This is a genomic window from Thermosynechococcus sp. Uc (assembly GCF_029335995.1).
In the GTDB taxonomy this organism is placed as follows: domain Bacteria; phylum Cyanobacteriota; class Cyanobacteriia; order Thermosynechococcales; family Thermosynechococcaceae; genus Thermosynechococcus.
Genome location: NZ_JARJMS020000104.1, coordinates 36,403 through 58,795 on the forward strand (window position 1 = coordinate 36,403; position 22,393 = coordinate 58,795).

General features: G+C 50.8%; 21 protein-coding genes. 11 read left to right on the forward strand and 10 right to left on the reverse strand.

Features of this window, described 5'->3' with window-relative positions:
* The first annotated feature begins 5 nt into the window (after positions 1–5).
* Positions 6–1,265: an FtsW/RodA/SpoVE family cell cycle protein gene (locus tag P3X23_RS11700; protein WP_300876982.1), complete on the forward strand. Its 1,260-nt coding sequence runs from the start codon at positions 6–8 to the stop codon at positions 1,263–1,265.
* On the opposite strand, the gene P3X23_RS11705 is transcribed toward P3X23_RS11700, so the two are convergent.
* The 3 genes from P3X23_RS11705 to P3X23_RS11715 form a co-directional block, all read right to left on the reverse strand.
* Positions 1,262–3,151, reverse strand: coding sequence for a PhoX family phosphatase (locus tag P3X23_RS11705; RefSeq protein ID WP_300876985.1), 1,890 nt, complete (start codon positions 3,149–3,151; stop codon positions 1,262–1,264). The two genes, P3X23_RS11700 and P3X23_RS11705, sit on opposite strands and share 4 nt — an antisense overlap.
* A gap of 67 nt (positions 3,152–3,218) precedes the next feature.
* Positions 3,219–4,814: an ABC transporter ATP-binding protein gene (locus tag P3X23_RS11710; RefSeq protein WP_300876988.1), complete on the reverse strand. Its 1,596-nt coding sequence runs from the start codon at positions 4,812–4,814 to the stop codon at positions 3,219–3,221.
* A 13-nt stretch (positions 4,815–4,827) separates the two neighbouring features.
* Positions 4,828–5,646 carry a photosystem II manganese-stabilizing polypeptide gene (locus tag P3X23_RS11715; protein WP_300876991.1) on the reverse strand — a complete coding sequence of 273 codons (819 nt, stop codon included), beginning with the start codon at positions 5,644–5,646 and terminating at the stop codon, positions 4,828–4,830.
* Between the two features lie 246 nt (positions 5,647–5,892).
* On the opposite strand from P3X23_RS11715, the gene P3X23_RS11720 reads away from it, so the two are divergent.
* The 3 genes from P3X23_RS11720 to P3X23_RS11730 all read left to right on the forward strand — a co-directional run bounded on the left by P3X23_RS11720 (position 5,893) and on the right by P3X23_RS11730 (position 8,415).
* Positions 5,893–6,411, forward strand: a complete 519-nt coding sequence (locus P3X23_RS11720) for a hypothetical protein (protein WP_300876994.1) — start codon at positions 5,893–5,895, stop codon at positions 6,409–6,411.
* 167 nt (positions 6,412–6,578) lie between these two features.
* The gene (locus P3X23_RS11725; protein ID WP_300876997.1) at positions 6,579–8,129 is read left to right on the forward strand and encodes a serine/threonine-protein kinase; all 1,551 of its coding nucleotides are present in this window, start codon (positions 6,579–6,581) and stop codon (positions 8,127–8,129) included.
* 115 nt (positions 8,130–8,244) lie between these two features.
* Positions 8,245–8,415, forward strand: a complete 171-nt coding sequence (locus P3X23_RS11730; protein ID WP_011056299.1) for a chlorophyll a/b-binding protein — start codon at positions 8,245–8,247, stop codon at positions 8,413–8,415.
* A 220-nt stretch (positions 8,416–8,635) separates the two neighbouring features.
* Here the strand turns inward: P3X23_RS11730 and ndhM are convergent, their stop codons facing one another.
* Complete coding sequence (gene ndhM / locus P3X23_RS11735; protein WP_300877000.1) at positions 8,636–8,971, reverse strand: photosynthetic/respiratory NAD(P)H-quinone oxidoreductase subunit M; 336 nt, start codon at positions 8,969–8,971, stop codon at positions 8,636–8,638.
* A gap of 455 nt (positions 8,972–9,426) precedes the next feature.
* On the opposite strand from ndhM, the gene P3X23_RS11740 reads away from it, so the two are divergent.
* Together P3X23_RS11740 and trmFO are read left to right on the forward strand one after the other, a co-directional pair.
* Positions 9,427–10,830, forward strand: a complete 1,404-nt coding sequence (locus tag P3X23_RS11740) for a cation:proton antiporter (RefSeq protein WP_300877064.1) — start codon at positions 9,427–9,429, stop codon at positions 10,828–10,830.
* 2 nt (positions 10,831–10,832) lie between these two features.
* Complete coding sequence (gene trmFO / locus P3X23_RS11745) at positions 10,833–12,206, forward strand: FADH(2)-oxidizing methylenetetrahydrofolate--tRNA-(uracil(54)-C(5))-methyltransferase TrmFO (protein ID WP_300877003.1); 1,374 nt, start codon at positions 10,833–10,835, stop codon at positions 12,204–12,206.
* Here the strand turns inward: trmFO and tsaE are convergent.
* From tsaE to P3X23_RS11770, 5 genes are read right to left on the reverse strand one after another with little or no spacing between them, the layout of a single operon-like run.
* Positions 12,109–12,564: a tRNA (adenosine(37)-N6)-threonylcarbamoyltransferase complex ATPase subunit type 1 TsaE gene (gene tsaE, locus P3X23_RS11750; RefSeq protein WP_367186633.1), complete on the reverse strand. Its 456-nt coding sequence runs from the start codon at positions 12,562–12,564 to the stop codon at positions 12,109–12,111. The two genes, trmFO and tsaE, sit on opposite strands and share 98 nt — an antisense overlap.
* A gap of 3 nt (positions 12,565–12,567) precedes the next feature.
* Entirely contained in the window at positions 12,568–13,260 is a 693-nt protein-coding gene (gene bchM, locus P3X23_RS11755) for a magnesium protoporphyrin IX methyltransferase (protein ID WP_300877007.1), read from the reverse strand.
* Between the two features lie 29 nt (positions 13,261–13,289).
* A complete protein-coding gene (locus P3X23_RS11760; RefSeq protein WP_300877009.1) occupies positions 13,290–14,204 on the reverse strand; it encodes a permease-like cell division protein FtsX in 915 nt (304 codons plus the stop codon).
* On the reverse strand, positions 14,173–14,895 hold the full coding sequence (gene ftsE / locus P3X23_RS11765; RefSeq protein WP_300877012.1) for a cell division ATP-binding protein FtsE: 723 nt from the start codon (positions 14,893–14,895) through the stop codon (positions 14,173–14,175). Before ftsE ends, P3X23_RS11760 begins: the two co-directional genes overlap by 32 nt.
* Positions 14,892–15,683 (reverse strand): WecB/TagA/CpsF family glycosyltransferase, encoded by a 792-nt coding sequence (locus P3X23_RS11770; protein WP_300877015.1) that lies wholly within the window; start codon positions 15,681–15,683, stop codon positions 14,892–14,894. The genes ftsE and P3X23_RS11770 overlap by 4 nt, the downstream gene beginning before the upstream one ends.
* Positions 15,684–16,079: 396 nt before the next feature.
* Between P3X23_RS11770 and P3X23_RS11775 the strand changes: the two genes are divergently transcribed.
* From P3X23_RS11775 to P3X23_RS11795, 5 genes are read left to right on the forward strand one after another with little or no spacing between them, the layout of a single operon-like run.
* A complete protein-coding gene (locus P3X23_RS11775; RefSeq protein ID WP_300877018.1) occupies positions 16,080–17,492 on the forward strand; it encodes a UbiA family prenyltransferase in 1,413 nt (470 codons plus the stop codon).
* Complete coding sequence (locus P3X23_RS11780; RefSeq protein WP_300877020.1) at positions 17,489–17,896, forward strand: GtrA family protein; 408 nt, start codon at positions 17,489–17,491, stop codon at positions 17,894–17,896. Before P3X23_RS11775 ends, P3X23_RS11780 begins: the two co-directional genes overlap by 4 nt.
* Positions 17,886–19,232 (forward strand): FAD-binding oxidoreductase, encoded by a 1,347-nt coding sequence (locus tag P3X23_RS11785; RefSeq protein ID WP_300877067.1) that lies wholly within the window; start codon positions 17,886–17,888, stop codon positions 19,230–19,232. Before P3X23_RS11780 ends, P3X23_RS11785 begins: the two co-directional genes overlap by 11 nt.
* Positions 19,229–19,963 carry an SDR family oxidoreductase gene (locus tag P3X23_RS11790; RefSeq protein ID WP_300877023.1) on the forward strand — a complete coding sequence of 245 codons (735 nt, stop codon included), beginning with the start codon at positions 19,229–19,231 and terminating at the stop codon, positions 19,961–19,963. The genes P3X23_RS11785 and P3X23_RS11790 overlap by 4 nt, the downstream gene beginning before the upstream one ends.
* A gap of 6 nt (positions 19,964–19,969) precedes the next feature.
* Positions 19,970–20,761 carry an SAM-dependent chlorinase/fluorinase gene (locus P3X23_RS11795; protein ID WP_300877026.1) on the forward strand — a complete coding sequence of 264 codons (792 nt, stop codon included), beginning with the start codon at positions 19,970–19,972 and terminating at the stop codon, positions 20,759–20,761.
* Between the two features lie 44 nt (positions 20,762–20,805).
* Here the strand turns inward: P3X23_RS11795 and P3X23_RS11800 are convergent, their stop codons facing one another.
* On the reverse strand, positions 20,806–22,341 hold the full coding sequence (locus tag P3X23_RS11800; RefSeq protein ID WP_300877070.1) for a phospholipid carrier-dependent glycosyltransferase: 1,536 nt from the start codon (positions 22,339–22,341) through the stop codon (positions 20,806–20,808).
* Positions 22,342–22,393 lie beyond the last annotated feature (52 nt).

The following is a 22,393-nucleotide window of genomic DNA, read 5'->3' on the forward strand; positions in this document are numbered from 1 at the left end:
TAAGCGTGAGTTGGTGGCGTTTTCTTCCCCTTGGCAATCGCGAGCTGCAGCAATGGTCACTGGAGGCGCGATTGCTCCACTGGCTAACCCTTCTCTGGATTGCCTTGGGGTTAGTGGTGCTTTTTTCCGCCAGTTTTCCCGTGGGTTTGGCCGAAACAGGGGATGGACTTTACTACTTTACACGTCAATTGCTGTGGCTCGCCCTGGGCTGGGTGGGGTTTCAACTATTTCTGCACCTACCTCTGGGGCGATCGCTCCAGTTGGCTATTCCAAGTTTCTTTTTGTTTCTGCTGCTGATCTGGGCAACGCGACTGCCGGGGGTCGGGACAACTGTGATGGGCGCTACCCGCTGGATCAGTATTGGCTCTTTTCAACTCCAGCCCTCGGAGATGATGAAGCCTTTTTTAGTCCTACAAGCGGCTTGGGTGTTTAGTTCTTGGCGGCGGCTCCATTTGAAGGCACGCTGTTTTTGGCTCACTGCCTTTGCCTTGACACTGCTGGGGATTTTAATTCAACCAAACCTCAGTACCACAGCTCTCTGCGGCATTACGTTATGGCTGATGGCTCTTGGGGCGGGCTTACCCTTGGCGCCACTGCTGTTGACCGCCACGGGTGGCTTGGGCTTGGCAGTCCTCAGCATTAGCCTTAACGAGTATCAACGACGGCGGGTCATGTCCTTCCTCAACCCCTGGGCCGATGCGATGGGGGATGGCTACCAACTAGTGCAGAGTCTCTTGGCTGTTGCCTCGGGGGGCGTTTTCGGTACTGGCTACGGCTTTTCCCAGCAAAAGCTTTCCTACTTGCCCATCCAGCACACCGATTTTATTTTTGCGGTCTATGCCGAGGAAATGGGGCTGTTGGGGTGTCTGTTGCTCCTAGCATTGCTGGCGGCCTACGGTTGGCTGGGAATGCGGGTGGTGAATCAGGCGCGGCATCCCCTTATCCAACTCATTGCCCTAGGAACGACGGTGATGATGCTCCTGCAAGCCCTCATTAATATAGGCGTCGCCATTGGTATCCTACCAACCACAGGATTGCCTTTTCCCCTCTTTAGCTATGGCGGTAGTTCAATGATGGCCAGTATGGCGATCGCTGGCCTATTAATTCGCTGTGCCCGTGAAGCTCAGCAGGCAGAGATTATTTACCTTGCGGCAGTCACGGGCACAACTCAACTGTCCCACTTTCAGGGGAAGCGTCTCCCCGGTGCTTCTGTGGTTTCTTTGCGGACTGAACGCCTCAAGCGCTCTTCCTCACGTCAACCCTAGACATACACTTGACGACCGTCTTGGCGCCAGACCGCAATCACCGTAGGCCGTGGTATCACCACATTGTCGCCATAGGGCCAGCGGGTGGGGAGTTCTGCTGTGGATTTAGCTCCTTCGCCGGGGTGCTGAATGGCACAGAAGAAGGTGCGGTTGTCGGTGGTAAACTCTGGCCCGCAGATCTCAGAGCCAGGAACCCCCGAAAGAAACATCTTGAATTCACGGCGGAAGGGATTGAGGACATAGACGCCGTCGTTCTTTTGGAGGCGACTTGAGCCGGGGTTGCCGTCGGTTGCAATCCAGACATTGCCCCGCATATCAAAGGCAAAGTTATCGGGCGCTGAGATGGCCGGCACGGTTTTATCCACTGCTTGACCGTAGAGTAGGAGTTGCCGATTGGAAGCAGTTGCTCCCGGTTCGCCGCAAAGCAGCGGAATCTGCCACTGGAAGCGCAGCGCGGTGGGGTTGCCACCGGCTTCTGCCATCTCCAGCACATGACCCATGACATTCTCGGTGCGGGGGTTGGCGCGATCGCTGGTTGTGCGGCGCTCATTATAGGTTAGGGCTACCCAGATAGTTTTGGTGACTGGGTTCCACTCCACATCTTCAGGGCGATCCATTTTGGTTGCCCCTAGGGCATCGGCAGCACCGCGGCTATTAATCAAGCACAGACCGGGATCGGCTTGGAAGACATCGGGCAATGCCGGGTTAGGGATGATTTGCGTTCCTTTAATAGAGGCAATTTGCAGCCACTCACCGCCTAGGTTCTCATTAAAGCGGGCAACATAGAGAGTGCCCTCATCTAGCAGTCCCCAGTTGGCTTCCCGTTGACGGGGGTTGTATTTGCCTTTGGTGATGAATTTATAGATGTACTCAAAGCGGGCGTCATCCCCCATGTAGACGACAACGCGGCCGTCGGGAGCAACCACCGTTGTTGCCGCTTCATGGCGGAATCGACCCAAGGCAGTGCGTTTCACCGCTGGACGATTGGGATTGAGGGGATCGACCTCTACGACCCAACCAAAGCGAAAGGCTTCATTGGGTTCTTTTTCAATATTGAATCGACTTTCGTAGAGATAGAATCCATAGCGGTCAGCGCGATCGCTAGGAACGCCATAGCGCTTGTGAAGTTCGCGCACTTGGCCACTCAGTTGTGCCTCGCTGCCACCAAAATAGCTGTGAAAGTTTTCCTCGCAGGTGAGAACTGTTCCCCAAGGCGTTTTACCGGCAGCGCAGTTGTTGAGAGTGCCGTAAACCAGTCTTCCCCGTGGATCGTATTGGGTGCACATCAAGGGATGTCCCTGAAGGGGGCCGCCGATTTCGCAGGGCGTGGAGCCAGTAATGCGGCGATTGTAGGAAGAACCCTTAACATAGCGCCATCCTCCCCGACCTTGGGGCTGAATTTCCACCACCGATACACCATGGGCTTCCCGCTGCAGAGCCGCTTGCCACTGATTGGGGCGTTTCTCAAAGCCACGGAACATGATTTCTGGATTGGTGTATTCATGGTTGACGACCAAAAGCCGGCGGCCTTGGGGAGCCTCAAGATAACCCACAAAATCGCAATTGTAACCAAAGCAGCGTTTTTGCCGCTCCACTTCTACTGCCGTAACACTCTCGTGCAGACGGTTCCAGTCGAGGTTGGGGCCATTGTCTAGGGCATCGCCCCAGCGAATCACTATTCCCTGGTTAAATCCCGCGGGCAAAGTGACTTTGTCATCTTTGTTGGGATAGATTGTGGCAAAACTCAAGCTAGAGGAAGAAAAAGAAGCAGCAACACCGGCCTCCACTTGGCTTAGTGCCAAGCCCGCCGCTCCCCAAAGGGCAGTTTTAAGAAAATCCCGTCGCCGCAGTGTGGCCTGTAAAATGTCACCAAAATACTCTGTCATTGCTACCTTACCACCATGAGTGCGTAATTTTGCAGTTATTAAGATAGTCAAGCAACGTTAACTTAAGTTAAAGAAGACCAAAAGCAGCAGTCAACAGTCGTTGGGTGTAGGGATGGCGGGGGTGGGCAAAGAGTTCAGCAGTGGGAGCAAGTTCCACAATCTTGCCTGCAAACATTACGGCAATGCGATCGCAAAAACTGCGGGCAACCGCCAGATCATGGGTAATAAAAAGATATGTGAGTTGCAACTGTTCTTTTAACTGCTGCATCAGTGCCAATATCTGCCGTTGGATATGGGCATCGAGCATACTCACTGGTTCGTCACAGATGACCACCTGAGGATGGGTGATTAGGGCGCGGGCAATCGCCACCCGTTGGCGCTGTCCCCCCGAGAGGGCATGGGGATAGCGATGAACGTAGGCTTCGACGGGGGTTAATTCCACCTGTGCTAGCATTTCGCGTACCCGTTCTTGGGCAGCTTCTTTTTCCAGCAGGCGATGAATCAGCAGGGGCTCCAGTAAATTTTGCCCCACAGTCATTTTAGGATTGAGGCAGGCATGGGGATCTTGGAAAATCATTTGTAAGTCACGGCGGACAGTCCGCAATTGTGCCGCTGGCAATTGGCCTAGATTGCGACCTAAAAAGACCACTTCACCGGCACTGGCGGGAATAAGTTGCAAAATCAAGCGGGAAAGAGTACTTTTGCCACAGCCGGATTCACCCACAAGGCCAAGGGTTTCTCCCCGGCGCAATGTCAAATTAACCCCATCTACCGCTCGAATCGTAATTTGCGGTTGTAGCCATGCTCCAAAGCGATAGTGCCGCTGTAAATTGTGAACTTGCAGCAGTTCTGGGGCAGTGTCCAAGGGTGGGGGCTCTCGAGAGGTGAGTTGGCTAGCCGCGAGTAGGAATTGGGTATAGGGGTGTTGGGGCTGTTGCAGTACTTGGCGAGCCGCACCCATTTCGACAATTTTGCCTTGGTGCATCACTGCAAGGCGATCGCAATATTTGGCCATTAGTGCCAGATCGTGGGAAATGAGTAACAGTCCCCGTTGCTCCTCTTGACACAGGCGCGTGAGTTCATCAAGAATTTCTGCCGCGACGGTCACATCCAGGGCTGTGGTCGGTTCATCGGCAATGATCAGGGGAGGATTCAATAGCAACGCTAGGGCGATCGCCACCCGTTGCCGCATACCGCCACTCAACTCATGGGGGTACTGATGGAGGCGATTGGCAGGAATTTTCACCCGATCCAGCACCTCAACAATGCGCTGTCGCCGTTGACAGCGACTCAAAGCAGACCCATGACTGCGCAATAGTTCATCGCAGTGGTCATAGATACTCATGAGGGGATTGAAGCGGGTCATCGGATCCTGAAAGACTAAGCCAATTTGCTCGCCCCGCAGCCGCTGCAATTGAGAAGTGGTCAGCCCCAAAAGGGATTGCCCCTGAATCGTGATCTCCCCAGTGACCTGTGACCCCGGCGGTAACAACTGCAAAACAGCCTTACCAATCGTGGATTTGCCACAACCTGACTCCCCCACTAAGCCAAAGCGCTCCCCTGCGGCCAAGCAAAAAGAAACACCATCCACCACGAATGTTGCAGCAGATGATGTTGTAGGGTAGGCGACCCGCAGTTCCCTGAGTTCTAAAAGAGTCGCCATGGGTCTGTTGATCCTAGGCAGGTTCGATACGGGCGTAAAAGACCCCTTGAATTTTCACTTCATGGGCTTCGTGCGCTCCCATATCATCATCGGAGAGTTGCTCACTTGCAAAGGTGCCGGCAATTTCCCCCGTGCGACCATCCACCTTCGCTACATTCAGAGCAATTTCACCCTTGGTCAGTGAGAAGCGTTTCACATTGGCGCGCGCCAGTTCTTCCTCTTTGCCTTGGGGAATGGCGATCGCTGAATCATAACCAGAGGCCAAGCCCCGACCCTTAGGATCCAAGAAGTTGGCAGTACGGTAGGAGGGAACGTTGAATTCCCCTTTGAAGTCGGTTGACGTAGTGATGCTCGTCATGTTAGGCGGAGTGTTTGCCACTAGGTTTTTCACTGTAAACAGCAGTGGGATGCGCTCACCACCGGGCATTTGTACAGTTACGGGCTGGAAATCAATGCCATCCTCTTCCACAAACGTGAGGCTGCCATCGCTGTTGACCTTGAGTTCCCCTTGAATTTGATCCAGGCTTGTGGTTTCGCGGGTCACCAACTTTGTTGGAACAAATTCGGCCTCTTGGCGTTTGTTCTTCGGCTCTTCCTTGACTAAAAATGTCGTGGGTTGCAAGCAGAGTCGAGTAATGCGATAGGTTTGGGAGCTATCAATCGGGTAGGCACCACGCGCCGTATCATCAAGAGTGGGACACTTATTGGCCAGACCTGTACCGACAATATCGTCATAGGTTAAAGTCTGTTTTGCGGCAAAGGCGGGGGTGCTCAAGGAAAACATCCCTAAACATACCGCCAGCAGAGTCGCCATTAAAATGCGATATTTCATGGTTAACCTCAGAAGTCAAAGCATCTCAAAGCAGTCAGAGTGTGGGAAATACCCCTGTATCAAAGTCCAGTGAAGGCAGCTATACAACTACCTTATCAATCCATGATTATACGGAGGTTTGCGATCGCCTCAGAAAGCAAATTTTCGCAGATATTTTAATTTCGCAATAGAAAAAGCAAAGACCAATCTCTGTTCAGGTTGTGCAGCAAAGTAAACTAGTAAAAGAGCAGGATCAGGAGTGGATTCATGGATGACAGCGAGTTATTTGCTGTTTTTGTTGCCGATGTTGTCAATGGAACTGAGAGCCTTGCCTCGAATCCCGGCTACCGCATTGAATCCGTCTTAGGAACGATTCAACTGGTGGACAAAAAAGCTGGCGTCATTGCCTCAAGCAAGAGTGAAAATGGTCAACTGCAGATCATCGTCAAGCGTTACTGCGATGCGTGGGAAGCTTTGCGACAAGCATTGACCCATGGTTCATTTTTTCCTGATCTTGCTCAAAATAAAGCCCAATTGGTGCCCTTTACCCGTGCCGCCATTCCCGAAGGCTATGAATTCTATGATTGTGCAGCCAGCGAAATGTGGCGCAGTTGGCGCCGCAGGGTAGTTGATCATGTGCATATCTATACCGCTAACCGCTGGCGAGCGGTGGGGGAGATTTCCTGTAGTGGCGGTGTCGTTTTTCTTCCCGTTCCCGACCTCAACAAAGAGATTCAGATCACCGGCTCCTCCCTGATGTCTTGGTTAGGAGTTCCCAATGCTTAAAACCCAAAAAATGTTTAGGAAACTACAGTTTAGGGAGAGCGATCGCCCCAACCAATAAAACAGAACCTAAAGATTTTCAGGATAATAGACATAATAACTATAGAGATTGAACAACGCAATGCTTGCCTGTTTGCGACCTCGCCAGCCGATTTTCCCTTGAGGCAACTATGTCAGATCCGTCCCGCGATACCAATATTGGCCAAGTTCTCATGAATCGGTATCAGCTCACAGAGCTGATTGGCAAAGGCTCGATGGGACGGGTTTATCGAGCGGAAGATATTCTTTTAGGGGGGGTTCCTGTTGCCGTTAAATTTCTCTCACAAACCCTGCTCAATGACCGCATGAAAACCCGCTTTGCCCAAGAAGCGCGGGCGGGTGCTCTTCTTGGCCAGAAGAGCATGCACGTGGTACGGGTGCTGGACTACGGCATGAACAATGAGGAAATTCCCTTCTATGTCATGGAATTTTTGCAAGGGGAAAACCTCAGCGATTTGCTTTTAGAAGAACCCCTCCCTCTGAGCCGATTTCTGCGAATTGCACGGCATATCTGTCTTGGTCTTCAGGTTGCCCATGAGGGGATTGTCATCGAAGGTCAAAAATGTCCCATTATTCACCGTGACATTAAGCCTAGCAATGTCCTTGTGATTCAGGACAATACCCTAGGGGAACTCGCCAAGGTATTGGATTTTGGAATTGCCAAATTTTTGGGGGATGTCTCTGAAAAGGGTCAAACCTCTTCATTTATGGGCACTTTAGCCTACTGTTCGCCAGAGCAAATTGAAGGGCGGGAATTGGATCACCGCTCGGATATCTACAGTCTTGGCATCACAATGTATGAGCTACTCACAGGCAAGATGCCCATCCAGGCGGAAACCCACTCCATTGGCAGTTGGTTTAAGGCGCACCACTTTCAACAGCCCATACCCTTTAGTGTTGCAAGCCCAGGGTTACGTCTTCCCCCTGCCCTTGAAGAACTGATTATGGCCTGTATGGCCAAATCACCCGCCGATCGTCCCCAAAACGTGGGCGACATTATTAAAGTCCTCGTTGCCCTTGAAGAGCAGTTTGGCAGTGGTCGAGTAACTCAGCCGGGGATTGACCCAATTGGCATAAGGACTTCCCAACTCCCTGAACAGCCATCGCAACCCCCTGTTGCCCTGGCTACGGTTGAAGAAGTCTGCTGGCAGAGTGTCTGGCCTGCGGATAAACCAGTGGCCGAAATTGTCTTTCCAATGCCTCTGTATGCACAACGGGAATCGGCAGCATCGCTGTGGGTGATGTTGCCGCGGGCAGAAATTGATCGGCGGATGCTGAATATTCGCTACAACCAGTTTCTCTTTACCACCAGTCCTCACCCAATGATCCTCTGGATTACGGCGATCTATGACCCCAAGCAAGGCCCGCGTTGGTTACCCTGCTATCTCGATATGAAACTACCGCGCCATCAAGAACTTTGTACTTTGTTGGCAGACACTGGCTACTACCCACTGCTCTTTTTTCCGCTGGAGGATCCCCAACACTGCATCAATGTCCGCACGTTTGCGATCGCCGCTTTCCAACGGCAACTTCTACGGGATTGGTTGCAAACCAGCAAAAGCTTGCCCAGTTCCGCCCCAGCGGTCGTCAGCCGTAATCTGCTCAAGGCAGAGTTTGAGAACTACAAGCCGCAAATCCTTGCCAAGCTAGAGAATGTCAAGATGGCCACAGTGATTGATTGAGGATACCGCGATCGCCCTCTAGGGCAGGGATAGAGAAAAATATATTAAGAGTTGTTGCGCAATTGGTAAAGAATTGTTACAGTGAGGATACAGGGTTCGATCAGGAGTCAAAACCATGGAAGATACAAAAACCATCAAAGCTGAAGATCGCAATGCATGGGTGTTTGGATTCACCCCCCAAGCTGAAATTTGGAACGGTCGCCTTGCCATGATTGGCTTTGTGGCAGCGCTCCTCACAGAACTGATCACCAAACAAGGCGTGCTTCACTTCTGGGGTCTCCTTTAGACCTTAACTCTCTCCCAACTTTCAGCGGTCAAAGTGTCATTTGAGGTCAGCGATGGCCTCTTTTTTTTGCCAATTGACGGCTAGTAGAGAACAAGCACAGCTCTTTTTGCAAAGAGAGAAGAGGCTTAACAATCGTGAAAGCCACTATAGGAGAGGATTGCACTCCCTTTGTGTAAGAAAAGGACTGTGTTGAATTATTTGCAATTGAGGATGATTGCATCTAAGAGTGATTGACCCGGGGAATTCCGAGACTATAGTTGCGCACGCGGCTGTTGAGGTTGTAGCCAATTTCCCCTTGCATCAGTAACGAACGAATAAAGTGTTCCAAATCCGAACCAATTCGCCGCAGATTGTATTCCGTTAAGTCTTCGCCTGCGGCATTGGCCACTAATTCCTGAAACTTTGCTTCCACCTTGGCAAGAGCAGCTTCATTCCACTCCAACTCGTTATCGGGATCCACATTCAGCGTCAGCGTTTCTGTATCAGGATGAACTTCACCATCAACCACATGGCCGGCATAAATGTGAACATGGCGTGTTGTGGACTTCAGTAACATAGCTAACCCAATGATGAGTGGACAATAGTTCGTCAACGCTTCTACTATACCAAGAATCTTTTGCCGGAAAGTTTAGAAAAACTCATGGCTTAGCCTAAGAGTCAATAATACAACTGAGCTGACTTCTAGACTGCTTCTGGCTAGTGATGACTGGAAATAAAAATTGATTTATAAAACCAAGGCGGCTTTGCATCCCCCCTCACTGAGCCAGTTCCATCATCAAGACTCAACGCATTAGCAACGACACTTCTAACTGTAGTGCAAATTGTCTTCGATCAAGAGAATGGGAATTCCCAAGGCGGGGGCGATCGCCCTATAAGAAACTATGATAACCCTGTTGAAATGCCATTACAGTTAGACAACAAAGAACAGGATTAGGTTCAGTGTAAATTCAAGGTTGAGCAGAAGGGGAAGGCGTGGTTAACTTAGTTAAAGAGTTTGTAAAATTTGCCCCTATGCCTTTGATAACGTCACTTTTTCAACCTTTTCTTGCCGATGTTGCAGCAGAATCAGTGAACTTGGCGGAAGCGGGTCCATTGATCTTGGCGGCTGTTTTGCTGAGTCTGGTGGTCATTTACTTTGCCAGCAAAGTGGGCGGTGAAATTTGTGCCCGCATTAACTTTCCACCGGTGCTAGGCGAACTGGTAGGGGGTGTAGTTGTTGGTATTTCTGTGTTGCACTTGTTGGTCTTTTCTGAAGGGGGGGCAACTGAAACCTCGGCACTGACAACATTTATCCAACAGACCGCCAGCATGGATGACACGCTGGCTACAGTGGTTGCGAATACCGCCAGTGAAGTGATTTCCGTCCTCTCGGAAATCGGTGTGATGATCCTGCTGTTTGAGATTGGCTTAGAGTCGGATTTAGAGGGCTTACTCAAGGTGGGTCCCCAAGCTGCTCTGGTGGCGGTAGTGGGGGTGGTTGCTCCTTTTTTGGCGGGAACCCTTGGTCTAGTGATGCTGTTCCATGTGGACTTGGTGCCGGCAATTTTTGCTGGGGCAGCGCTCACGGCAACCAGTATCGGAATCACTGCTAAAGTCCTTGCCGAGATTCAGCGCCTGACTTCACCGGAGGGTCAAATCATCATCGGCGCCGCAGTTCTCGATGATATTCTCGGCATTATTGTGCTGGCAGTGGTGGCGAGTCTGGCTAAAACCGGTACTGTCGAGATCAGTAATGTCATTTACTTAATCATTAGCTCTGTGGTCTTTTTGGTCGGATCCGTCGTGGTGGGGCGGCTGTTGAGTCCCTTCTTTTTGGGGATGGTCGATCGCCTGACGACGCGCGGTAACTTGCTGATTCCCTCCTTGATTTTTGCTTTTGTTCTTGGATACGTGGCAGTGATTCTGCAACTGGAAGCGATTCTCGGTGCTTTTACCGCTGGCTTAGTTTTGGGAGAAACAGAGAAGCGGCGTGAGCTAGAGGAGCAAATTTTGCCCATTGCCGATATGTTGGTGCCGGTGTTCTTTGTCTGTGTTGGCGCACGTACTGATATTAGCGTTCTCAATCCTTTGGAACCGGCTAATCATGCGGGTCTGATTATTGCTTCGTTCCTTGTAGTCGTGGCCATTGTTGGTAAGGTGGTAACAGGGGCAACGGTCTTTGGTCAACCGGGCATTAACCGTTGGGCAATTGGCATTGGTATGGTACCTCGGGGGGAAGTAGGGTTGATTTTTGCGGCTGTGGGGTCTGCTAGCGGCGTGCTCTCGAAAGCTCTCGATGCCGGCATTATCGTAATGGTGATTGTGACCACGTTCGTTGCCCCACCCCTGTTGCGTTTAGTCTTTAAGTCAGAGGTAGAGACCGCAGAGGGGTTACCAACTTCAGATGTTGCAGTGGAGTCTCCTCCAGAAGGATAGGGATGGAACCGATTACGATCATTGGTGGTGGTTTAGCGGGTACGGAGGCGGCATGGCAAATTGCCCGTGCGGGTCTGCCAGTGATTTTGTATGAAATGCGTCCTCATCGACCCAGTCCAGCTCACCATACGGCGGAGTTGGCGGAATTGGTATGCAGTAATTCCTTTGGAGCCAAGGCGAGCGATCGCGCCACGGGGTTATTGCACCATGAACTGCGTGCCCTTGGGTCGTTAATCATCAGCACGGCCGATCGCCATCAAGTGCCAGCCGGCGGTGCCTTGGCTGTAGATCGCGCTCGGTTTAGCCGCGACTTAACTCAAACCCTCGAAGCGCATCCGCTCATCACCATCCGCCGCGAGGAACTGCTGCACCTTCCCGAAACAGGGATTGTGGTGTTGGCCACCGGCCCCCTGACTAGTGAAGCCCTAAGTACCGATCTCCAACGCTTTACAGGGCTGGACTATCTGAGCTTTTTCGATGCCGCCAGTCCAATTGTGGTCGGGGAGTCCATTAACCGTGAGGTGGCTTTTCTGGCCTCCCGCTACGACCGGGGGGAAGCCGCTTATCTCAACTGTCCCTTCACTGCTGAGGAATATCAGCGGTTTTGGCAGACCCTCTGCGAAGCTGAACAGGTGCCTCTAAAAGACTTTGAGCGCGAGCGGGCTCAATTTTTTGAGGCTTGTTTACCTGTGGAAGAGTTGGCACGGCGAGGTGTGGATACATTGCGCTTCGGCCCTTTGAAACCCGTGGGTCTGCGCGATCCGCGCACGGGAGAGCGTCCCTATGCGGTGGCACAACTGCGCCAAGAGGATCGCCATGGCCAACTGTGGAACTTGGTGGGTTTTCAAACCAATCTGCGCTGGGGAGAGCAGCAGCGGGTCTTTCGGATGATTCCGGGGCTAGAGCAGGCAGAGTTTGTGCGCATGGGGGTAATGCACCGCAATACGTTCTTAAACGCACCAAAGTTATTGAATGCCACTCTCCAGTTTCGCGATCGCCCCACCCTTTTGGCCGCGGGTCAAATTACGGGTACTGAAGGCTATACCGCTGCGGTAGCCGGCGGCTGGTTAGCGGGCACCAATGCGGCTCGCTTGGCCCAGGGGCTTACACCCTTGGTACTGCCAGCAACGACGATGGCCGGTGCCCTCTTCCACTACATCAGTACGGCTGAGAGCAAAACCTTCCAGCCCATGCCCCCCAACTTTGGAATTTTACCCCCCCTAGAGCAAAAGGTTCGCCAAAAGGCCTTGCGCTATGCTGCCTATCGCGATCGCGCCCTTAGGGATTTAAGCACTTGGGCAACAGCGATGTCGCTGCCCCTACAGCCTCTAAAGTTAGATGGGTGCGCTCCTGCTCTCGTTGAAGCTGGAGCTTAAGATAGTCGCGGGGGAAGCTGGGCAGGCGATCGGGCCACTCAATTGCAACAATCCCTAGATCAACTTCTTCCCCCAGCCAATAGCGTTCTGGTGCCAACTCCACCACCTCAACAGGGGTAAGGCGATAGAGGTCGAGGTGATAGAGGGGAATGCGCCCTTCGGGGTATTCCTGAATAAGCGTGAAGGTGGGGCTTGGGATGAGCTCCTCAATACCCAGCCCTGCCGCTAAGGCCTGCACAAACGTTGTTTTTCCTGCCCCTAGTTCCCCCCAGAGCAACAGGACTGTGCCCGCAGGTAACCATGTTCCCCACTGGCGCCCCAAGGCTTGCAGTTCTGCCAAGCTCAGATTGAGGTTCATCATTTAGGCTCGCACTGCTTCTAGGAGTCGCGAAAAGTAAAAGCGGGTTTTTGTCATTGCCTTCCGCTCAATCCGCCAACCCAAGTCCCGCAAAATCCCGACAATAAACTCCTCACTGTGGAGATAGGCACGGGTTGTCTTGCTCGAGCCGGGGAAGAATTCACCAATTTTCTTCAGGAGCGTATATTTTGGTGTTTTGGGGGCAAAGCTAAGAATGAGCCGATCTATCGCCAAGGAACTCAAGTGGGCTAACATGCCGGCCATTTGGCTGTCGGGATAGTGAATGAGCACATCGAGGCAGATGACGATGTGGTATTGTCCGCGCAGGGCTTCGAGATCGCTGACGCTCAAGATGAGTTCATGGTGGCCATTCAATTGAGCAGCGGCGCGATCGCGAGCTTCGGCCACCATTTTCTCGGAAATGTCACTGGCATAGACCCGTGCCCCCAACTCGGCAAGGGGAATGCTCAGGCTGCCAACCCCACAGCCGGCATCACAGATGAGTTTGCCCTTAAGGGAGCCATCGGCTTTCAGCCATGCCAACACCGTATCAATGGTCTGTTGGTGTCCCCTGCGGATATCCGCTTGCACCTTGCTGACTTCCTCTGTGCCATAGATGCGCCGCCAGCGATCAAACCCCGTAGTGTTGAAGTAGTTTTGAACAATTGCCTTTTCGTTAGGTGTCGATTGTGTCATAAGTTCTCGATGAATCGTCATTGCCCCAATTATTTTGGCATAGGGGCTGTGGTTTGCAGTGCCAAGCGAGTACTCACTAGCCCCAAAATAACACCAACAACAATTAGGAATATCCCCAAGCCTGCTGACCATTCAAGGGAGGCATTGCTGGCAAAGGCACGAAAGCTGGTCTGTTGGGCTAACCACTGCTGAAGTTGTTGACTGCTGCCCCAACCAACTATCCACGCCAGCAAACCGCCGCCTCCCCCTAGGCTAGCAGCTTGAATGAATAGGGGAGTATAGATCCAAGTTTGGGTGGCCCCCACTAGGGTCATAATCTCAATTTCCGCTTGGCGCACAAGGATAATCAAGCGCAAAATAGCGCTTACCAGAGCAACCACCGTTAAACTTAGTAGCAGCACCAGAATCAACGTGACTCCCCGCACCACTCGCTGCACACTTTGCAGGCCTGCGAGGGCGCGCTCAAGGTACTGTACGGACTCAATGCCTTCTTTTTGGGCAATTTGGTGAGCCAAAGAAGCCACCTGTTCGAGGCTTTGGGCACGAATTTTCACTTCGTCGCTCAGGGGATTGGTGTCAAAGAGCTGTAACCCACTCTGTTCGCTTTTGAGACCCAAATCCGCTTGCAATTCTGCCCAAGCGCGATCGCGATCAATCCAAGTGAAGTCTGCCACTCCTGGTAATGCCGCCAACTGTTCCTTTAGGGCTGCCACTTGAGTTGCCGACAGATTCGAGGATACGTAGGCAGTAATTTCCAGCCGATTGCCGAGGGACTCGACACCGGTACCAAGGAGTTGCGACACTTGCCAGCCCCAGCCAAAAATAAAGAGGGTTACGGCCACAGCAATAACAGCTGCACCATTGAGCCAGCCACCGCGCCAGAGACTGCGGCGCACTTCTGGAATCAGAAAATCAAGGGTAGGGAAGGGACTCAAGTTTGCCATGGTGCAAATGGAGAATCCGATGTGAAACTAGGCGGGTTAAAGCCAAATCATGGGTGGTAAAGAGAACTGTTAACCCACGTTGGTGCAGGCGGTGGAGCAAGGCGAGAATTTGTTGACTCGTTTGGGGGTCTAGGTTACCAGTGGGTTCATCCGCCAGCAATAGCTCAGGGCCACCAACAATAGCACGGGCAATGCTTACCCGCTGTTGCTCTCCCCCCGATAGGGATTGGGGATAGGCACTGGCTTTGTGACTTAGACTCACCAGTTTGAGGGCAGTTTGCACCCGCTGCTGAATTTCTGCTTTTGGTGTACCACGCACAAGCAGTGCAAAGGCAACATTTTCAGCAACTGAGCGATCGCCCAAGAGCTTAAAGTCCTGAAAAATCACTCCCATGCGCTGCCGCAACTGTGCCATGCGCCAATCTTGCTGGGGATTGACTTCCTCACCAAACAGGCGAACCGTGCCTTGATCTGGCTGCAGTTGACCACAGAGCAGTTTTAAGAGGGTGGATTTACCCGATCCCGAAGCCCCAGTGAGAAAGTAAAACTCTCCCCGTCGCAGTTGCAAACTAACGCGATGTAAGCAGGGCAACGAGCCACCAAAGGACTTTGTGACTTGACACAGCTCCGCAATGATTGCCCCCCCAGAGGTCGGCTCACAGGGGGTTCCCACTGGAGTCACTGCTGTCATCGGCATGAGAAACGCTGTCGTCCATACAAACGACTCAGGAGCGCCTTCCATGCAAATTGGGGTAAAGCCAGCATGCGTCGCCACCGCCAAGGTTCCTGATACAGGCGATAGAGCCACTCCAGATAAAGTTTTTGGAATAGCTTGGGTGCCCGTTTCTTCACCCCTGCCCAAACATCAAAACTCCCGCCAACGCCCACCCAAATAGCCTGCGGGCAAATGTAACGATGGCGATCAATCCAGTACTCCTGCCGAGGCACCCCCAAAGCAACGAAGATAATGTGGGGTTGCTCTTCCTTTAGCTTTTCAATGAGAGCCGTTTCGGTATCCGCATCGTGGTAGCCGGACTGTACGCCAACAATTTTTAAGTTTGGCAACTCTCGATGCCAGCGCTCAGCCACTTTTTCTGCCACCCCCGGTGCTGCCCCATAGAAAAAGACCCGCTTAGGCTGGGGAGCTTCATTGGCCAGCCGCAGAAGGGCTTCGGCAAATTCAATCCCCGGCAGACGGCGTACGGACAGGCCATGCAACTTGAGGTAGAGAATCACCCCCGATCCATCGGGAATGACCAAATCAGCGCGGTGTATAACATCAGCAAATTCTGGTGTTCGCTCCGCCAGCATCACCATCTCTGAATTGAGCGTGACCACGTGCTGACCATGACCATCCCGCTGTTGCATCAGTAGCCACTCGGGAGCATTGTCCACCAAATGGAGGGGAAGTCCAAAAACTGAGACTTTTACAGGTATGGTGGGCATCAGGAGGGGGTGACCCATAGGCAAGTTGAGCACAAGAAACACCGAGTATCTTACAGTCCTTTTTACAGCAAGTGAACACTCCGTGCAGAAGTGTTGAGTCCTGTAACAAAGCTTAACACTCTCAGCCTGCGTCGAGCGGATGCGAGAGGCCATAAGTAGCTCTGGCTGTCAATCAAAGCTCCAATGCGCTACTGAACATCGCCGACAGAGGTGTTGAACGATAGCTTGAGAGACTAGAAAAAAGGAAACTTGCGACTCTCCTGTTTTGAACTCACAACTGGTGTTGAAAATCTGGCTGAGGTGTGTTCTAGACCCCAGCTTGAACAGCATGAGCGCCTTGTTTTATTGGCTGATTGGCTGAATTGGTTAGGAGGGGAGCGATCGCCACTTTTTTGCTAGTTTATTGGGGAAGCCTGCATACCGAGATCAATGAAAGGGCTGTATCTCGTTGTTGATCTAGATCAAACACTGCTGAAAACCGACATTCTGCTTGAATGTGTTTGGTTCTCTTTGCAACGCGCTCCCCAAATGTGGCTCAATGTTAATTGCTGGAAGCTGGCGCCAATCAAGCGCCTCTTGGCAATCAATTGCCAAATAGACGTAGCCACATTGCCCTACAATCTTGAAGTCATTCAATACATTCAGGCTTGGAAAGCAGAAGGGGGCCGGGCTGCACTGGCCACGGCCACAGATCAAATTTTGGCTGAAAAAGTTGCTGCCCATTTGGGTCTTTTTGATACCGTCTATGGTTCCGACGGGCAAGTTAATCTCAAGGGCAAGACCAAAGCTCAGTTTTTGCTTAAGCAATTTGGACAACAGCAGTTTATCTACATGGGGGATGATGCCGCCGATTTGCCAGTGTGGGCAGTTGCAGCTAAAGCAATTACGGTTAATGCTTCGCCAGAGCTACGCAAAAAAGTTGAGCATATAAATCTTAATGTAGAACATTTAGGCATTGCAAAACGCAGTGTTAAACCCTACTTGCAAGCAATCCGTCCCCACCAGTGGGTAAAAAATGTTTTGGTCTTTGTGCCCATGCTTGCAGGACATCAGTTTCATTGGCTAACCTTTTGGGGTTCGCTGGTGGCAGCGGTTGCTTTTAGTCTTGTAGCCTCCAGTGTCTATGTCTTAAACGATCTTTTAGATTTGCAAGTTGATCGCGCCCATCCGCGGAAGCGTCACCGTCCTTTTGCCGCAGGTGATCTTCCCCTGATTCATGGAATATGGATGATGTTGGTGCTTTTGGGCGCCGGGCTAGCGATCGCCACCACTATTAGTTGGCCATTTCTCGGCATTTTGTTGCTCTATTATGGTCTTACGACAGCCTACTCTTTTTACCTAAAGCGGCGGATTATTATTGACATCTGTACCCTTGCTGGTCTTTACACCATTCGTATCTTTGCGGGTGCAGTTGCCACTGGGATTTCCCTCAGTGTCTGGCTTTTGGCCTTCTCCATCTTTTTCTTCTTTAGCCTAGCAACCGTCAAGCGGCAAGCTGAACTGGTGGATTATCGTCAGCGCAAACAGCTCAAGGCCGGTGGCCGAGGCTACTATATTGACGATTTACCCATTATTAGCATGATGGCCATTGGGGCAGGCTATGTTTCAATTCTAGTACTGGCGCTTTATATCAATTCTTCCCAAGTGCAGCTTCTTTACACAAAGCCACAGGTGCTTTGGGGCATTTGCTGTGTGCTACTGTACTGGATTACCCGAACGATTATGCTCACTCACCGAGGTTTGATGCACTATGATCCAATTGTTTATGCAATTAAAGATCGCCCCAGTCAACTGTGCTTTCTCATCTGCCTACTTTTCTTTATCTTAGGTAGAATTTTATGACTTTACAAACTTTGATTATTCGCTATACGGCTTTTGCCATTATTGCTACCTTTCTAAATCTCTCTTCTCAGAGAGTGATACTACTGATTGATAATCGCTTGCCCTATTTTATGACCGCAGTGGCAGTGGGTACACTTGTGGGCTTAGGCGTGAAATATTATCTGGACAAGCGTTGGATCTTCTTCGATCATAAAAAGGGTGTGCATCACTACAGCCGTCAATTTAGTCTTTATGCTTTGATGGGGATTTTTACAACGACAATCTTTTGGGGATTTGAAACAGTCTTTTGGCTGATTTGGCAGAACCATTTCATGCGAGAAATTGGCGCAATCATTGGTTTAGCCATTGGCTATGTAGTCAAGTATCACTTGGATAAACGATATGTCTTCTGTCATGACTCTTAGGAGTTCTCGCAAAACGCTCTGTGGCTGGGGACGGTATCCTGTACAAACCTGTTATGTTTATTGCCCACGCTCAGAATCCGAGATTATCCATCTGCTCAAGAGTGGCTTGCCACTTATTGCTCGAGGAAATGGCCGTGCCTATGGGGATAGTGCCTTTAATAGGGAAGCCACCCTACAAATGAGCCATTTCAATCGTCTCTTGGAGTTTAACCCGCAAACCGGTCAGTTGATTGCTGAAGCTGGGGTTTTGTTGGCGGAGATTCTAGAGATTTTTGTGCCCCGCGGTTGGTTTCCCTTGATTACCCCCGGCACGAAGTTTGTTACTGTAGGTGGCATGATTGCTGCCGATGTGCATGGGAAGAATCACCACAAAGACGGCAGTTTTGTACATAGTTTGGACTGGCTGGATCTGCTCACCACTGAGGGTAAAATTTATCGCTGCTCCCCTTTAGAAAATCGAGATTTGTTTTACTGGACAGTGGGGGGAATGGGTTTGACGGGAGTGATTTTGCGAGCCGCCTTTCGCTTGCGCCCCATTGAAACGGCTTGGATTCGCCAGACTACCCATATCGCCAAGAATTTAGACGAGGCCATTGATCTGTTTGAGGCTGCTCAGGCGGCAACGTACTCTGTTGCTTGGATTGATTGTCTGGCCAGCGGTGCCCATTTAGGCCGGTCTGTTGTCATGCTCGGGGAACATGCTACACGGGAGGAGCTGCCAGCTAAATATCAGCAAAGGCCACTGCGGACTCCGCGACGACGCAGACTCTCCATTGTAATGGATTTTCCCAATGGTGCTTTGAATTCATTGACGGTGCGCGCTTTTAATCAGTTGTATTTTCTCAATAGCCAACGTCAGGCAGGTCAGTCTTTTGTGGATTGGGAGACGTTTTTCTATCCCCTTGATAGTCTGCTGGGGTGGAATCGCATCTATGGGCGGCGTGGTTTTGTCCAGTTTCAATGCGTTCTCCCCCTCAGTGCGGCACGGGAAGGCCTGTCGGCGTTACTCCATTGCACGTCAGCCGCAGCAACGGGATCATTTCTAGCGGTTTTGAAGAAGTTGGGGCATTCCCAGGGCTATCTTTCCTTTCCCATGGCGGGTTATACATTGGCCTTGGACTTTCCGATGTCTCAACGCACCCTTAAAGTTTTGGATCAACTGGAGGAGATTGCCCTAGGGTATGGGGGGCGCTTTTACCTTGCCAAGGATAGCCATTTGACTCCAATGCGCCTGCGCCAGTCTGATTCTCGGGTAGAAACGTTTGTACAGGTCAGGAATGCCCATCAGTGGAGGGTGCACTTTGCTTCGGAACAGTCGAAGAGGTTAAAGCTATGACAGCTCCTGTGTTAATTTTGGGAGCGACTTCCGATATAGGGCGGGCGATCGCCCGGCGGTTTGCGGCTCAGGGCTATCCGATTCAATTGGCCGCACGGCAGAGGAGTCGTCTAGAGCTAGATAAAGCCGACTTAGAAATACGCTACGGTGTGTCTGTGAGTGTCCATGAGTTTGATGTCTTGGCGGTGGAAACCCATGCCGACTTTGTCCAGCAGTTGCCGCAGCAACCCGCAATCGTTATTTGTGTTGTCGGCTTAATGCCGGATCAGAAAGACTGTGAGCAAAATCTGCCCCTTGCCCTTCAAGTAATGCGCACCAATTATGAAGGGCCCGCTATAATTTTGAGTCTGTTTGCCCAGCGGTTTGAACAGCAGGGATTTGGAACTCTAGTGGGGATTTCCTCTGTAGCTGGGGAACGGGGGCGAGCTAGTAACTACTTTTACGGCTCTGCTAAGGCGGGATTCACTGCATTCTTGTCGGGGTTGCGGCATCGCCTTGCTCAATCGGGGGTGCAGGTCTTAACGGTTTTACCGGGCTATGTGAACACCCGCATGACCGAAGGTATGAAGTTACCTTCCCTACTCACAGCTGAGCCACAGGAAGTGGCCAATGCGATCTTCACAGCCATAGCTAAAAAGAAAGACGTGATCTATGTGCGACCGATTTGGCGCTGGATTATGGTAGTCATTCGTTCTATTCCTGAATCTTTGTTTAAGCGCCTGTCTCTGTAACGGTCCATGGTTCGCTGGATAACTCTGCTGACGGATTTTGGCCATCGGGATGTTTATGTGGGGGTGATGAAGGGGGTCATTTTCAGTATTTACCCCCAAGCGCAAGTCATTGATCTGTGCCATGAAATTCCACCGCAGGATTGCCGTACCGCTAGTTTTCAACTCTTGCAGGCGTTTCCCTATTTTCCCAAGGGCACTGTCCATCTCGTTGTTGTGGATCCGGGGGTGGGGACAAGCCGGCGGGCGATCGCCCTCGATTTCGGCAATGCCTATGGTGTCGGACCGGATAACGGCATCTTTAGCCAAGTGTGCGATCGCTATCCTCCCCAACGAGTTGTGGAACTTACCCAACCGCACTTTTGGCGTACCCCGAACCCTAGTGCCACCTTCCATGGGCGGGATATTTTTGCCCCAGTGGCTGCCCATTTAAGTCGAGGTGTTGACCTTATGGCACTTGGCGAACCCCTTGATCCCAAAGTTCTGGTACAACTGCCCGATCTTGGCTACGAGAGCACGCCTCGTGGTGTACGGGGTTCGATTCAGGCTAGCGATCGCTTCGGCAATCTAATTACCACACTGCCAGCGGAGCTGTTGGCTAAGGGGTACCACTGGGTGGAAATTCAAGGGCAACGGATTCCAATTGCCAAGACCAAGACCTATGGCGATGTTCCCCCTCACCACCTAATTGCTCTTGCGGGTAGTCACGGATTTATTGAAATAGCAGTCAATGGCGGCAGTGCTCAAAGGGTGCTCGGTTGTGAAAACGGCGATCCTGTCTGGCTAATGAGGCGTTCTTAACAAACTTGCACAAATCCTAGGAAGTAAAGTGCTTCTCTTCTTAGTCAAGGTGAAGGAATACTATTTTGAAGTGGCTGCTTGGCCAAAACCAACACAAGGTGATCGCGAAAAACAGGCCGATACATTTGGGGATTTTTTACAAAAGACTTCCACCGCTCGGGGTCGTAGTGAGTTCCAGAGTAGGAATCACGAAGTAAGACCGTGATGTAGTCATAGTCATCCCTTGCTTCAGGGATTCGATATGGGACAATTACTTCATTGCTAAAGGGGAAATTTACTAAGCCATAGCTTGCTAGGCCAAGATTCAAAATACGAGAGTCATGGATGTTTTCATGAACCCATTTATAAATGCTACTTTCCTTAGTTGATTCGTAAATAGTGAGTATCTTTTTCGCTTGATTACTGGCAGGGAAAAGAGTAGTAATCGGAGAGACAGACAAAGGGAATACCTTTTCCCAGCCTGGCAGGCCTTTTGGTGGTTGGTAAGCAAGGGTTTGGCCAAACAGTATCCCCGTCCAGATAGCAAAACTGCTGCTTACAAGGGTGAACGTTAAATAACGTCGAAGCGGTAATTGGCAATGCAGCGTGCTGAGAAACTGGTCAGAAGTTTCTCTTAGCTTTGATAGCAGCTGTCCTATAAATTGCCTGCTCAAACAAATCAGTAGAATTATTAGTCCCACGAAGTAGGAACCAGCGAGACGTGGTTGAAAGTCTAGTGAGCTTGTACCAGATCCAGCTCCAAAGGGGGTAAGTAGCCATGCCAGAAAACCCAAAACATTAAAGCAAATAAGAAAATAAGTATTCCTATATCTCACTTTGCTTAAGAACGGCAAAACAACTAAGATGACATTCATTAGAAGAAGAACTGGGATGACCCATGAACGAGAATAATGGTGTTCGTAATAAGAAGGATTGAATAGATGTTTAGCAAGCATGAAGCTACTGCCCAGCTCTAAAATATCCTTTTCAAAAACTGTCCCTAAAAGATAAAAGTTACGTAGGTACCAAAAGCTAGAAATCGTAATAATTGGCAGTAGCCAAAACAGCAAAACTTCTCTCAGTTGTTTCAATAAAGCACTCCTACCTGATGCTTTTATGTAATGAAAAATTGTCAAAAGACCGAGGCCGATGATGTAGTAAAAGGCATAGGGCTTCACACCTAGCGCACAGCCAAAATTTATCCCTGACCACAGAAGCCAAAAGCTTTTCGCTGCCTTCTTTGTCCTCATGAATACCATCCACGTCCAAAATCCCATCAGCACCCAGTAAGTGATGGTTACGTCATTACGACCCACATCGTAGAGAAAAGAAGATAGAAAAGTGGGAACGCAAAAATAAAGTAACAAAAAGAGTAGAAAGCCAAGATATAGCGAGAAACTATATTTCCAAGGCTGACTATCCCGAAGCAAAAGTAAGACGACCACTAACAGACCCAGATTGAGGGCAAAGGTTGTCAAGCCAAGTACACCGTCGTGCTGGAGGGGAACTAGACTCCAAAGATTGATCAGTTCATTGCCACCAGGATACTGGCTGTACTGGTTTGATAATTTCCAAAGACCATGACTTTGAAGATAGCCAATCGCATTCGGAAGGTGATAATGTTCTGCATCAAGAGTTGTTAGGGGATTAAAG

Coding starts and splice junctions, on each gene's coding strand:
- P3X23_RS11705 (WP_300876985.1), bottom strand. CDS start 3,151: ATGACAGAGTATTTTGGTGACATTTTACAGGCCACACTGCGGCGACGG.
- P3X23_RS11710 (WP_300876988.1), bottom strand. CDS start 4,814: ATGGCGACTCTTTTAGAACTCAGGGAACTGCGGGTCGCCTACCCTACA.
- P3X23_RS11715 (WP_300876991.1), bottom strand. CDS start 5,646: ATGAAATATCGCATTTTAATGGCGACTCTGCTGGCGGTATGTTTAGGG.
- P3X23_RS11720 (WP_300876994.1), top strand. CDS start 5,893: ATGGATGACAGCGAGTTATTTGCTGTTTTTGTTGCCGATGTTGTCAAT.
- P3X23_RS11725 (WP_300876997.1), top strand. CDS start 6,579: ATGTCAGATCCGTCCCGCGATACCAATATTGGCCAAGTTCTCATGAAT.
- P3X23_RS11730 (WP_011056299.1), top strand. CDS start 8,245: ATGGAAGATACAAAAACCATCAAAGCTGAAGATCGCAATGCATGGGTG.
- ndhM (WP_300877000.1), bottom strand. CDS start 8,971: ATGTTACTGAAGTCCACAACACGCCATGTTCACATTTATGCCGGCCAT.
- P3X23_RS11740 (WP_300877064.1), top strand. CDS start 9,427: ATGCCTTTGATAACGTCACTTTTTCAACCTTTTCTTGCCGATGTTGCA.
- trmFO (WP_300877003.1), top strand. CDS start 10,833: ATGGAACCGATTACGATCATTGGTGGTGGTTTAGCGGGTACGGAGGCG.
- tsaE (WP_367186633.1), bottom strand. CDS start 12,564: ATGAACCTCAATCTGAGCTTGGCAGAACTGCAAGCCTTGGGGCGCCAG.
- bchM (WP_300877007.1), bottom strand. CDS start 13,260: ATGACACAATCGACACCTAACGAAAAGGCAATTGTTCAAAACTACTTC.
- P3X23_RS11760 (WP_300877009.1), bottom strand. CDS start 14,204: ATGGCAAACTTGAGTCCCTTCCCTACCCTTGATTTTCTGATTCCAGAA.
- ftsE (WP_300877012.1), bottom strand. CDS start 14,895: ATGACAGCAGTGACTCCAGTGGGAACCCCCTGTGAGCCGACCTCTGGG.
- P3X23_RS11775 (WP_300877018.1), top strand. CDS start 16,080: ATGAAAGGGCTGTATCTCGTTGTTGATCTAGATCAAACACTGCTGAAA.
- P3X23_RS11780 (WP_300877020.1), top strand. CDS start 17,489: ATGACTTTACAAACTTTGATTATTCGCTATACGGCTTTTGCCATTATT.
- P3X23_RS11785 (WP_300877067.1), top strand. CDS start 17,886: ATGACTCTTAGGAGTTCTCGCAAAACGCTCTGTGGCTGGGGACGGTAT.
- P3X23_RS11790 (WP_300877023.1), top strand. CDS start 19,229: ATGACAGCTCCTGTGTTAATTTTGGGAGCGACTTCCGATATAGGGCGG.
- P3X23_RS11795 (WP_300877026.1), top strand. CDS start 19,970: ATGGTTCGCTGGATAACTCTGCTGACGGATTTTGGCCATCGGGATGTT.